Annotated in this window: 10 protein-coding genes; 8 read left to right on the forward strand and 2 right to left on the reverse strand. The window is 61.3% G+C overall.

The genetic code is table 11. The features are described 5' to 3' along the window. Positions 1-17 precede the first annotated feature (17 nt). Positions 18-1361, reverse strand: coding sequence for a hypothetical protein (locus ACTHNE_RS12025; RefSeq protein WP_440269368.1), 1344 nt, complete (start codon positions 1359-1361; stop codon positions 18-20). Between the two features lie 213 nt (positions 1362-1574). Between ACTHNE_RS12025 and ACTHNE_RS12030 the strand changes: the two genes are divergently transcribed. The 6 genes from ACTHNE_RS12030 (at position 1575) to ACTHNE_RS12055 (ending at position 8873) form a co-directional block, all read left to right on the forward strand. Then, a complete protein-coding gene (locus ACTHNE_RS12030; RefSeq protein ID WP_440269369.1) occupies positions 1575-2684 on the forward strand; it encodes an S-(hydroxymethyl)glutathione dehydrogenase/class III alcohol dehydrogenase in 1110 nt (369 codons plus the stop codon). A 32-nt stretch (positions 2685-2716) separates the two neighbouring features. Next, the gene (gene fghA, locus ACTHNE_RS12035; protein ID WP_440269370.1) at positions 2717-3550 is read left to right on the forward strand and encodes an S-formylglutathione hydrolase; all 834 of its coding nucleotides are present in this window, start codon (positions 2717-2719) and stop codon (positions 3548-3550) included. Between the two features lie 408 nt (positions 3551-3958). Then, entirely contained in the window at positions 3959-5353 is a 1395-nt protein-coding gene (locus ACTHNE_RS12040; protein WP_440269371.1) for a GGDEF domain-containing protein, read from the forward strand. Between the two features lie 34 nt (positions 5354-5387). After that, positions 5388-5795 carry a GFA family protein gene (locus ACTHNE_RS12045; RefSeq protein ID WP_440269372.1) on the forward strand — a complete coding sequence of 136 codons (408 nt, stop codon included), beginning with the start codon at positions 5388-5390 and terminating at the stop codon, positions 5793-5795. Positions 5796-5958: 163 nt separating this feature from the next. Further along, a complete protein-coding gene (locus ACTHNE_RS12050; RefSeq protein ID WP_440269373.1) occupies positions 5959-8217 on the forward strand; it encodes a penicillin acylase family protein in 2259 nt (752 codons plus the stop codon). A 128-nt stretch (positions 8218-8345) separates the two neighbouring features. Further along, positions 8346-8873: an AAA family ATPase gene (locus ACTHNE_RS12055; RefSeq protein ID WP_440269374.1), complete on the forward strand. Its 528-nt coding sequence runs from the start codon at positions 8346-8348 to the stop codon at positions 8871-8873. Positions 8874-8969: 96 nt separating this feature from the next. Here ACTHNE_RS12055 and ACTHNE_RS12060 read toward each other — a convergent pair whose 3' ends face one another. Further along, positions 8970-10463 carry an FAD-dependent monooxygenase gene (locus ACTHNE_RS12060; protein ID WP_440269375.1) on the reverse strand — a complete coding sequence of 498 codons (1494 nt, stop codon included), beginning with the start codon at positions 10461-10463 and terminating at the stop codon, positions 8970-8972. A gap of 269 nt (positions 10464-10732) precedes the next feature. Here ACTHNE_RS12060 and ACTHNE_RS12065 point away from each other — a divergent pair, with 269 nt between their 5' ends. Next, on the forward strand, positions 10733-11125 hold the full coding sequence (locus tag ACTHNE_RS12065) for a GNAT family N-acetyltransferase (RefSeq protein ID WP_440269376.1): 393 nt from the start codon (positions 10733-10735) through the stop codon (positions 11123-11125). Between the two features lie 273 nt (positions 11126-11398). Beyond that, entirely contained in the window at positions 11399-11920 is a 522-nt protein-coding gene (locus ACTHNE_RS12070; RefSeq protein ID WP_440269377.1) for a hypothetical protein, read from the forward strand. Positions 11921-11992 lie beyond the last annotated feature (72 nt).

The following is an 11992-nucleotide window of genomic DNA, read 5'->3' on the forward strand; positions in this document are numbered from 1 at the left end:
GTTACCCAGCGACGGCTTTATGGCACCTGGATCGTTTCCCGATGCTCCACCTTGTCTCCCTCCGCAGTGAAGCTCAGCTCATAACTGCCGGGCCGCAAATAGAGATCTCCCGAAGGGACCGCTTGCGTGCTGCCGTATGCCGCCAGGCCCGAGATGGATACTGCCATCGGCGTTTGATCCAATAGCAGCCGGTCGGCCGCAATCGCGTCCGGCCCTTCGTTGCTGTAACGCGCTTCGATCAGGCACGGATAGTGATCGCGGCAGCCGTCCCCGCTCACCAGGTGCGCCTCGCGCAATCCCCACAAGCTTAGCCAGGTGGGACGCTTGCGTTCCAGTTTTTCCGGCGGGAAAAAAACCGTGACGTCGTAGGCAGGACGCAGCGACCACGGCTTGCCTTTCGAGTCGACGAACACGATCGGCTCCGTCGGCTTCTCCTGCTGCATCGCCGCCGTGTAATACGGGTGATCGCCATTGCTGTTGGGATGTGGGTACATCGCCGTCTGGTCGATGGAAAGCATGCTTGCGTCGGTAAGTCTGGCCAGATGTTCGGCCATCGATCTTCCGCCGAGATAACTGCCGGATTTCACGATATGATCGAAGCCGGCGTTGATCACCAGCCGTGCGTGCGGATCTTTCGCGAACACCCGTTCGTAAAGATGGCGCGCCTGTTCGGCTTCGCGTGCGTCGGGGTTGGACAAATTCGACGTCGCTTCGTACGCAATGACCTTGAAGCCGAGCTTCAGCGCAGTGCGCACCATTTCCCCGTAGATGGGTTCTTCGGTATAGAAGCCGCTGTCGTGGGTGGGATAACCGCGCGCCTGCAGGCCAGTGTCGCTTTCCATCAGCGTTTCGGCGGCGAAGTAACGAAAGCCTTGCGCATACAGCCGGCTCAGCAAGGGCACGGTAAGGCTGCGCGTCATGCCGATGTTGTGGGCTTCGTTGAGCAGCACCACCTGATAGTTCTTTGCCAGCTCGGGAATGGCGTCCAGCGCCGGCTGTGCCACATAGCCGCCTTGCGCCAAAGGCGATGCGTTGTCGCCCGGCTGCAGCGTCTGCCTGATCGTGAAGGCTCTCATTGCGACGGGATAATCGCCGATGTAGCTTGCGTACCAGGCCAGGTACTGCCCGAAAATCATGCGGAAGGCCGGGGAGTCGTCGTCGGCAAGACCTTGCATTAGTGCCCGGTATTGCGCCAGCAAACCTTTTTGCTGCTTCGCCATGAGCAGCAGTTTGTCGGCCTTGTCCTCGGCTGCGGCCTGTTGCGCCTGCCAGGCTGCGGCCGATTGCGCGATGGCGTTGACCGGCATGCTGCCCATCCACAGCAAGCATCCCAGCACGGCGGTGATACGGCGTATCGTCATGGCGTCCAGACCTCGCATCCACAGGGCCTTGGGCCATCATGCACTTGCCAGGGCCTTACCCCCAATAGCCACTTGTTGCGCGATGCAATAAGGCCACTTTGTTCGGCGGTGCTTCGCCTCGCAACGAAACGGCAACCGGAGTTTTGTGTATTCCTGCCTCCGCATACCTGGCCGATAATTGCGCCTTTCCATTCCAGCTTGCAGGAGCACCCCATGAAATCCCGCGCCGCCGTCGCCTTCGCCCCGGGCAAACCGCTGGAAATCGTCGAGATCGACGTGGCGCCGCCACAAGCTGGCGAAGTGCTGGTGAAGATCACGCATACCGGCGTGTGCCACACCGACGCCTTCACGCTGTCCGGCGACGATCCCGAAGGCATTTTCCCCGCAGTGCTCGGGCATGAAGGCGGCGGCATCGTGGTGGAAGTGGGCGAGGGCGTGGCCACGCTCAAACCCGGCGATCACGTGATTCCGCTTTACACGGCCGAATGCGGCAAGTGCAAATTCTGCCTGTCCGGCAAGACCAACCTGTGCCAGGCGGTGCGCGCCACGCAGGGCAAGGGCCTGATGCCCGACGGCAGCACGCGCTTTTCCTATCAAGGCAAACCCATCTATCACTACATGGGCACCAGCACCTTCAGCGAATACACGGTAGTGCCGGAAATCTCGCTGGCGAAAATCGACCAGCAGGCGCCGCTGGACAAGGTGTGCCTGCTCGGTTGCGGCGTCACCACCGGGATCGGCGCCGTGCACAATACCGCCAAGGTGGAAGTGGGTGCGACGGTGGCGGTGTTCGGCCTGGGCGGCATCGGCCTGGCGGTGATCCAGGGCGCGGTGCAGGCCAAGGCTGCGCGCATCATCGGCATCGATCTCAACCCCGACAAATTCACTCTGGCGCGCGAGATGGGCGCCACCGATTGCATCAATCCCAAGGATTACGACAAGCCGATCCAGGAGGTGATCGTGGAGCTCACCGACGGCGGCGTGGACTACAGCTTCGAGTGCATCGGCAACGTGGACGTAATGCGCGCGGCGCTGGAGTGCTGCCATAAGGGCTGGGGCGAAAGCGTGATCATCGGCGTGGCCGGCGCCGGCAAGGAAATCCGCACGCGTCCGTTCCAACTGGTTACCGGCCGGGTGTGGCGGGGCAGCGCCTTCGGCGGCGTGAAAGGGCGCAGCCAGTTGCCGGGCATGGTGCAGCAGGCGATGCGTGGCGAGATCCGGCTCGATCCGTTCGTCACCCATCGCCTGCCGCTGGAACGCATCAACGAAGCCTTCGACCTGATGCACGAAGGCAAGTCGATCCGCACCGTCATCCACTTCTGAGTACGTAGGATAGATCAGAGGCTCCTTAGGTCATGCTCGAACGCATCGAACATCGCGCCTGTTTCGGCGGTTGGCAGGACGTCTACCGGCATCGCTCGCGCGCGGTCGATGGCCAGATGCGTTTCGCCATCTACCTGCCGCCGCAGGCGGAAGGTCAAAGCGTGCCCGTGCTGTACTGGCTGTCCGGCCTTACCTGCACCGAGCAGAACTTCATCACCAAGGCCGGCGCGCAACACTACGCTGCCGAGCACGGCATTGCGCTGGTGGTGTGCGATACCAGCCCGCGCGGCGAACAGGTGGCCGACGATGCTGCCTACGACCTGGGACAGGGTGCTGGGTTCTATCTCAATGCGACCGTGGCGCCGTGGTCGCAGCACTACCGCATGTACGACTACGTGGCGCACGAACTGCCGGCGCTGATCGAGCAACACTTTCCCGTTACCAACAAGCGCTCGATCAGCGGCCATTCGATGGGCGGCCATGGCGCCTTGACCATTGCGCTGAAGAATCCCGGACGCTATTGCAGCGTATCGGCGTTCTCACCCATCGTGGCGCCATCGCGCGTGCCGTGGGGTGAGAAAGCGTTTTCGACGTATCTGGGCAGCGACCGCGAAACCTGGCGTGCCTACGACGCCACCGAGCTGGTGAAAACGGCCAACGAAAAAATTCCACTGCTGATCGAGCAGGGAGATGCCGATGAGTTCCTGCAGACGCAGCTCAAGCTGGAGCTGTTGAAGGAAGTTGCCGACGCGGCCGGCCATCCGCTCGAACTGCGTATGCGTGCGGGGTACGACCATAGCTATTACTTCGTGGCCAGTTTTATTGGGGAACATGTGGGGTATCACGCGAAGGCGCTGCACACGTGACGCTCGTCCATGCGGCCTGATTGGCGTTGAATCTCAGCTTGCCGGAATGTGTTCCCTCCCCTGCGGGCAGGGGAGGGTTAGGGTGGGGTTGCACGAGCTTGCCGCACAACACGGATTCATCGCGAGATTGCTTGACCCAACCCCAGCCCTCCCCTGCCCGCAGGGGAGGGAGCCATGATTCGCGCAACTGGAATCGAACGCCTGGCCGGAGGGAAGCGGTCTACTGCAACCACTTTCAATCTACACGCAACGTTCACACTAAAGCGCCCGCATACCGCACAACACACCCGTCAATCCACGGGTGTATGCTGCGGCAACGACACTGGCCATAAGAAACAAGCTGCCGCCAGACCGTGCCCCGCTCGAGCGTCCAGATGGATCACCGCCCACCGCCTGTTCCGCTCTTCCATGAAAACCGACTCGATCGTTCTGCCAGCGAGCCAGTCCGATGCAACGCCATTGAAGCGCGTGGCGGTCGTGCAAGCGGCGTGCGTGGCGATCACTGCGCTGATCGCCGTGCTTATCCTGCTGGCCTGGCTGATCAAGGACGTGCGCGCCTGGTATCCGGCCGGCTGGTACCTGATGAAATTCGACACCGCCTTGAGCGCACTGCTGAGCGCGGCAGGGTTGGCCTTGCTCTCCACCGGTTCGTCACCGCTGCGCACATGGGCCGCGCGGGCGGCTGCGCTGTTGCTTGCGCTGCTTGCGCTGCTTGCGCTGTATGAACACGCCAGCGGGCGCCTGACCGGTTTCGACACGCTGTTTGCGGCAGATACCACCAGCAACGCGCCAGGCTTGATGTCGGTGCAGACGGCCATCTATTTCGTGCTGATGGCGCTGGGGCTGTCGCTTGCGACCGTGCAGCACCCTCGCGCCGGCATGGCGGTGGTGGTGCTGGCGGTGCTGCTCAGCTTGCACGCGTTGATCATTTTCTCCGGCTACTGTTTCGACGCGGTGCAACTGTTCGGCCAGAACATGTCCACACGCACCTCGCCGCACACCCTTGCGTGCATGCTGCTGTTGGCTTTCGCGTTGATCGGGTGGCGCATGCAGCTGGGCTATTTCCCGGTGCTGACGGGTAAGGGACTCGGCAGCCGCATGAGCCGCCAGGTGTTGCCGCTCGCCTTGCTGTTGCCGTTCGTGCTGATGCTGGGCGGCACCGCCTTGGCGCGCGTGGGATGGCTGTCGCCGGCGGTCGCGGTGGGCCTGACCATTGCCGTGCTGGCTATCGCGCTGGGTGCGCTGGTTTCGCTGATGGGCCGGCGCATCAATGCGCTGGAGCGCAGCCTGCACGATCTTGCGTTGCTGGACGAGATGACCGGCGTACTCAACTATCGCGGCTTTGAAGTGCTCGGTGAGCAGGCGTTTCTCGAGGCGAGACGAAGCCGCACTACGATCACTTTGCTGGTGTTCATCATGGAGAGCGTCAGCGAGCTCGACCAAAGCGCGTCGCACGATGCTGTGGCCCTATGCTTGCGGGAGATGGCGCGCATCCTGAAGGCGAGTTTCGAACCGGCGGATATTGTCGCGCGCACCGAAAGCGACGAATTCGTGGTGATCACCAACGACGAGAGCACCGGCGGCGTGATTGCGCTGATGCGCATTGGCGAAGCGGTGGAAGCGTTCAATGCCGTGGACCATCCTTGCAAGATCCGCTTCAGCGTAGGCGAGGCCACCAGCGACCCCGATGCCAGCGAATCCTTCCATCACCTGATCGAGCGAGCCGGGATGATGCAGCGCGAGCGCCGGCGCGTGGAACGCGTATCCGGTGGCACAGGTGAAGCGGCCGGCAGCTCGCGCTAAGCTTGCCGTCATCCAAACAGTCGAGGGGAAGGCCATGACGTTCGAAGGTGGATGCTACTGTGGTTCGCTGCGTTACGTGGCCGAAGGCGAGCCGATGATGAAAGGGCAGTGCCATTGCCGCGAATGCCAGTACATCAGCGGCGGTGCGCCGCACATGTTCCTGCTGATGCCGGCCGCCGGCTTCCGCTATACCAAGGGTACGCCCAAGGCGTTTACCCGTTCGGATCTGGAAAAACCCGTCACGCGCGAATTCTGCGGCGAATGCGGCACGCACATCGTCGGCCGTCGCCCGGAGTTCGCCGCAGTGGTGCTGAAGGCGGGCACGCTGGACGATCCCAGCCTGTTCGGCACGCCGCAAATGGCCATCTTCACCTGCGACAGGCAGGCGTTCCATCTGATTCCGGACGGCATCCTTGTTTTCGAGCGCATGCCGGCGCATTGACCGACATTTCGTAGGTTGGGGTGCAAACCCCAACTCTCGCGGTGGGCGTATATGCCGACGCTGGGGTTTGCACCCCAACCTACGCATAGCCCAAAGGTCAACTTACCGCCTTCGCTCGCACTCGCTACCATGCCCCGATCGCTCGACCACGATACGGGGCACCATGCGAACCGACCGCACCGCCACTCGCGCGCAACGGCACGCCTTCTCCATCGCGCTTGCGCTGATCCTTCCTTTTGCAGCCCATGCCGATGACGCGGCACGCTGGCACCGCCAAGCCCAGGCCGTAACCATCACGCGCGACGATTGGGGCATCGCCCACGTGCATGGCAAGACCGACGCAGACGCCGTGTTCGGCATGGCCTACGCGCAAGCCGAGGACGACTTCAATCGCATCGAGACCAACTATCTCAATTCGCTTGGACGCCTGGCCGAAGCCGAAGGCGAGTCCGCGATCTGGAGCGATCTGCGCCAGCGGCTCTTCATCGATCCGGCCGAACTGCAGCGCCAATACGCAAAGAGCCCCGCGTGGCTGCAGGTGTTGATGAATGCATGGGCCGACGGCTTGAACCATTACCTGGCCACCCACCCGCAGACGCATCCGCGCGTGATCAAGCACTTCGAGCCGTGGATGGCGCTGAGCTTCAGCGAGGGCAGCATTGGCGGCGATATCGAGCGCGCTCCGCTCAAACCGCTGCAGGCCTTTTATGGCCATGACGGCGTGCCGGTTGCGATGACCGAAACGCCATCGAGCTGGGCCGAACCGTCCGGTTCGAACGGCATCGCGATCGCGCCCAAGCTCACCAGCAACGGCCATGCCTTGCTGCTGATCAATCCGCACACCTCGTTCTACTTCCGCTCCGAGTTGCAGATGTCCAGCGATGCGGGGCTGGATGCCTATGGTGCGGTGACCTGGGGACAGTTCTTCATCTACCAGGGGTTCAATCCGCATATCGGCTGGATGCATACCTCCACCACCGCCGATGCGGTCGACGAATTCGCCGAAACCATCGTGCACAAGGACGGCAAGCTGTTCTATCGCTATGGCAGCGAGCTGCGTCCCGTGTCCGTGCGCCAGGTCACCTTGTCTTATCGCAAGGGTGACGGCTCCATGGCGCAACGCACGTTCACGGTGTACGCCACGCATCACGGCCCGATCGTGCGGGAGAAAGATGGCAAGTGGATCGCCATGGCCCTGATGAACAAGCCCTTGCCAGCGCTGGAGCAAAGCTGGCTGCGCACCAAGGCCAGCGATTACGCAAGCTATATGAAGGTGGCCCAGTTGCAGGCCAATTCATCCAACAACACCATCTTTGCGGACGACAAGGGCGAAATCGCCTATCTGCATCCGCAATTCATTCCCAAGCGCGACAACCGTTTCGATTACACCAAACCAGTCGACGGCAGCGATCCGGCGGCCGACTGGAAAGGCCTGCATGCGCTCAGCGAACTGCCGCATCTTTTGAACCCGCCGAACGGCTGGATCATGAACACCAACGACTGGCCTTATTCCGCTGCCGGCGTCTACAGCCCCAAGCGCGAGGATTATCCGCGCTACATGGATACCGTCGGCGAAAATCCGCGCGGCATCCACGCCACCATGCTGCTTACCGGCAAGCAGGGCTTTACGTTGGAGTCGTTGATCACTACGGCGTTTGATTCGTATCTGCCGGAATTCGCGCGCCAGATTCCCATCCTCGTGCACGATTACGACGCGTTGCCGGCCAGTGATTCGCTTAAGCAGAAACTCGCTGGTCAGATCGCCATGCTGCGTAACTGGGACTACCGCTGGGGCATCACCTCCATGCCCACCACCTTGGCGGTGTTCTGGGGCGACACGCTATGGGACACGATGGACAAGGCCGATAACGCCGAAGGCCTGTCGATGTATGACCTGATGGCCGAGAAGGCCGGCGCGAAAGCGCGCTTGCAGGCGCTGGCCGAAGCTTCCGACCGCTTGGAAAAGGATTTCGGGAGCTGGGGCATTCCGTGGGGCGAAGTTAACCGCTTCCAGCGCTTGACCGGCGATATCGTGCAACCCTTCAACGACGCCAAGCCCAGTATTCCAGTGCCTTTCACGTCATCGCGCTGGGGTTCGCTGGCTTCCTTCGGCGCGCACCGCTGGCCCGGCACCAAGCGTTACTACGGCACCAGCGGCAACAGCTTCGTGGCGGTGGTCGAATTCGGCGACAAGGTGCATGCGCGCGCCATCACCGCCGGCGGTGAAAGCGGGCATACGGATTCGCCGCATTTCAACGACGAAGCCGAACGCTATACCACCGGGAACCTGCGGCAGGTTTATTTTTGGCCGGAGGAGCTGAAGGGACACGTGGAGCGGGTCTATCATCCGGGGGGAATAGAGCGGAGCGTTGGGTTTCCGCACCACCGTCGTCATTCCGGCGAACGCCGGAATCCAGTGTAAATATGCCTCCGAAGGACTCATTGTTGATTCGAGTGCTTCGCACAACGTATTCAAACTGGATTCCGGCGTTCGCCGGAATGACGAGCTTCGAATGAACTCGTGACATTCTCCGCTAAAGGCAAGGCCACATGCAGTTGCAAGAACTGGGAAATCGCATCTGCATCCTGGGCCCCTCCAATAGCGGAAAGTCCACCCTTGCCAATGCAATCGCGCGCAAGTGCGCGCTCCATCCCATCCACCTCGATCAACTTTTTCATTTACCGCAAACGGATTGGATTCCACGCCCCATCGATGAATTTGTCGCCTTGCACGACAGGGCCATCATGGGCGACAACTGGGTCATGGACGGCAATTATTCCGTGTGCGTGCCGCAGCGCTTGCTGCGCGCGACGGGCGTGATCCTGCTGGACATATCCACCCCTCTGAGCTTGTTTCGATATGTTCGCAGAGTGCTGTTAGGCAAGGAGCGGGTAGGTGGGCTGGAAGGCGGCAAGGACAGCATCAAGTGGAACATAATCCACCATATCGCCATCGTGACGCGGGCCAATCGCCAGCGCTACGCGGTACTTTATGAACAGCTTCACTTGCCGAAAATCCGCTTGCGATCTGCGCGGGCGATTCAACGCTGTTATATGGAATGGGGGCTGGAACGATAATGCGGACAACGTATCGAGAAGGGGCGGCTCGATGATCGAGATCGCACCTGCCGTGCACGCCGAGCAAGACGAAGTGCACGCATTGCTCGGCGCATATCACGCCGGCGCGCCAAACCACCGCGCCAGCGCGTCGACAAGCCCAAGGTCGGTGCCTTCTCCCACCCAGGCGACATATCCATCGGGCCGGATCAGCACGGCTGATGGTGCAGCGACTGCACCAAGCACTGGAAGCTCCCACTTTCCCGCACATGCAGCGTCGATGCGTTGAACCCGGCTCGCCCAAGGAGTGATGTCGAAATCACCTGGTTCGCCGAGGTTGAGCAGCGCCGGTCGGGCGCCGTGCAACAGATTGAAGACCCGTAGCGGGCCCGTGGCGGCGAGGAGATCGAGATCGGGCATGCGGCGCCCGAGCAGCGGGTGTCCATCGCCGAGGTCGTAGTGGATATCCAGGCCCGACAGCATCCCAGCGTATCGTTTGCGCGGTTCGTCCATGGCCAGGAGCTCGGCCATGCTCTCTCGCAACGCTGTCGTGCGCTCATCCGGACGACGCAGCGCGACCGATGCCATCGTGTTGCGCAACACACGCGCAGCAACCGGGTGGCGTTCGGCGTGGTAGGTATCCAGCAGGCTCTCAGGTGAAATCCGTTTGATCACCTGGGCCAATTTCCATCCCAGGTTCACTGCATCCTGCACGCCCATTTGCAGGCCCTGTCCACCGTCCGGCGCGTGCACGTGGGCGGCGTCACCGGCCAACAGGATCCGCTGGTTGCGATAGGTTGCAGCCTGTCGTGTCGCGTCGGTGAAGCGGGAAATCCAGTTGGGACGATGCACGCCGTAGTCGGTACCGCAGGCGGCGACGAGCGCTTTGCGCAGATCGTCCAGTGTAGGTTCGGTGGCTGGCCCGACGTGCTCTTCGGTCACCATGATCCTTACAGGCCCATGATTCGCGTAGACCACTTTGCCATCGAGGATTTCGTACTCCGCCCGGCCGAAGGAATGGATGCCGAAGGCATTGCGATGAATGCCCAACTCCGGTTGCTGGGCCACTTCCACTTCAGCGATCAGGGCGCTGGTGGTCGGGTCCCAGCCGGGAAATTCAATGCCGGCCGCCTTGCGGACCACGCTGCGTCCGCCATCGCAGCCGACCATATATTCCGCGCGCAACGATTCACCGCTGGACAAGACGATATCGACACCGAGGTCGTCCTGCGCCGCACCGATCACCTCGCGCCCACGATGGATCACCACGCCTAGCTCCTCGACCCAATCGGCCAACAATCGCTCGATATGCTTCTGCCACAGCCCCAGACCGTAAGGGTGGCGGGTAGGAAAATCGCTGATGTCCAACGAGGTTCCGGCAAACCCGGCGACCTGCGCTATCTGTCCCTCCGACAGAAACCGCTCGGCGATACCACGCTGATCGAGCACCTCAATGGTTCGCGCGTGCAGGCCGCCAGCACGCGAGCCGGCCAGGTCCTGGTTGATGCGCCGCTCGACCACGGCAACGTCGACACCGGCCAAAGCCAGTTCACCCGCCAACATCAGCCCGGTCGGCCCCGCTCCCACGATCGCCACGGCATGCCCGCTCATGGCCGCGCTCCTGCCTGCGTTTGAGCTGTTTCGATACCCACATGCACTTCGTGACTCGAAAACGGCATTTTCATCTCGCCACCCTCCATTCCACAGGTTCGATAGTTCGGGCGGCGATTGAGCAACAAGACCGGGGGATTGCGGCAAGCCCCAGGTGCTCTAAGATAGTGAAGCGGGAAGGGTGGAATTTTCTGGTTTTTCTTTTTTTGCCTCACCGTCGAAGGGGGCAATCGTCTTCGCGAACCGCAGATCATCCGGCTCGAAAACCCATGCTCATTCGCGATGTACAAGCGCAAGAAGTCGAATTGGTGCGGCAGTTTCTTTGCGCCAACGGATGGACGCATCGGGTAGGGAGTGCGGAAGCATTTGCGCTGCTCCTGGCCCATTCGCAGCGAACGGCAGTCGCTGTTTCAGATAACAAGATCGTTGGTTTCGCCCGGGCGATTACCGACGGCATCTCCAATGGCTACCTCTCCATGGTGGTCGTATCACAGGAACACCGGTTGCAAGGGATTGGCCGTGCATTGGTCGAGCACCTTACGGGCGACGATCCCCGCATCACGTGGGTGCTGCGCGCGGGACGGGAAGGGGCGGCAGGGTTCTTTGCAAAGCTCGGTTTCCAGGTGTCTTCCATTGCCATGGAACGTCTGCGCAATGCGTAATATTGACGATCGGTTTCGTGTATTTATGGAGATACTGAGCCGCAAAGCAATCACGTCGACAAGCTCGCATGTGCGCTATGGATCAATACAGTCAATCCGACCTGGTCAACGACCTTGCCAAGATATTTCCTGAGTTTGCTTCCTATTGGCAGACCGATATCGCTGAGGACGAATACCCGTCGAACGACCGTGGAATAGATCAGAGCATCCCTAGGCATAAACACGCCTGCCTGATGTATAACTTTGCCCGCGTCCCTTACATGGAGAGAGGAAATGACGTCTCTGTCGAAAGCCGTGTTGCTGTCCTCTGTCGCCGCGCTGACGTTCTCGTTCACCGCAGCCGCCGCGCCTGGATCGTCGCTAGATACTCGTGCCACACTAACTGCAGCTTCTCCTCTGCTCGGTACCTGGTCATTGGACACCTCACGCATGCCTTTGCCGCCCGACCAGCGGCCGAAAAGCGTGAGGTTCACGTTCGGCGCTGCGGGCGACAACAAGTGGACCACGCACGTCGATATCGTTTATGCGCCTGGCAACGAGGTTCATTCCGTGGGCACGGCGGCGCTCGATGGAACGCTTGCTCCCGTCAAGGATAGTCCCGAGGCGAATGGCGCGGCATTGAAGCTGCCTTCTCCCAATGTCTTGGTCATGGCGTTGCAGGAAGACGGCGTACTTGTCTCGACCCGGATCTACTCGGTCTTGCCGGATGGCCGCGAACTGGTCGAGACCGCCGTTTATCCGGGAAAGAATGGCTTGCCCGTGATGCGCACGAACTACTTCACGCGCGTTCGCTAGACTTGCCGACCCATGCGTCGAAGACGCGCGGTGCGGATGAGCTTCAAAGCATCCGCTTTCGGCAGCGCACAT

Source organism: Dyella sp., assembly GCF_051954575.1.
GTDB lineage: Bacteria > Pseudomonadota > Gammaproteobacteria > Xanthomonadales > Rhodanobacteraceae > Dyella_B.

What these genes read in the sequence shown, in the direction of transcription:
- ACTHNE_RS12025 (WP_440269368.1), bottom strand. Translation starts at nt 1,361, where the DNA reads ATGACGATACGCCGTATCACCGCCGTGCTGGGATGCTTGCTGTGGATG.
- ACTHNE_RS12030 (WP_440269369.1), top strand. Translation starts at nt 1,575, where the DNA reads ATGAAATCCCGCGCCGCCGTCGCCTTCGCCCCGGGCAAACCGCTGGAA.
- fghA (WP_440269370.1), top strand. Translation starts at nt 2,717, where the DNA reads ATGCTCGAACGCATCGAACATCGCGCCTGTTTCGGCGGTTGGCAGGAC.
- ACTHNE_RS12040 (WP_440269371.1), top strand. Translation starts at nt 3,959, where the DNA reads ATGAAAACCGACTCGATCGTTCTGCCAGCGAGCCAGTCCGATGCAACG.
- ACTHNE_RS12045 (WP_440269372.1), top strand. Translation starts at nt 5,388, where the DNA reads ATGACGTTCGAAGGTGGATGCTACTGTGGTTCGCTGCGTTACGTGGCC.
- ACTHNE_RS12050 (WP_440269373.1), top strand. Translation starts at nt 5,959, where the DNA reads ATGCGAACCGACCGCACCGCCACTCGCGCGCAACGGCACGCCTTCTCC.
- ACTHNE_RS12055 (WP_440269374.1), top strand. Translation starts at nt 8,346, where the DNA reads ATGCAGTTGCAAGAACTGGGAAATCGCATCTGCATCCTGGGCCCCTCC.
- ACTHNE_RS12060 (WP_440269375.1), bottom strand. Translation starts at nt 10,463, where the DNA reads ATGAGCGGGCATGCCGTGGCGATCGTGGGAGCGGGGCCGACCGGGCTG.
- ACTHNE_RS12065 (WP_440269376.1), top strand. Translation starts at nt 10,733, where the DNA reads ATGCTCATTCGCGATGTACAAGCGCAAGAAGTCGAATTGGTGCGGCAG.
- ACTHNE_RS12070 (WP_440269377.1), top strand. Translation starts at nt 11,399, where the DNA reads ATGACGTCTCTGTCGAAAGCCGTGTTGCTGTCCTCTGTCGCCGCGCTG.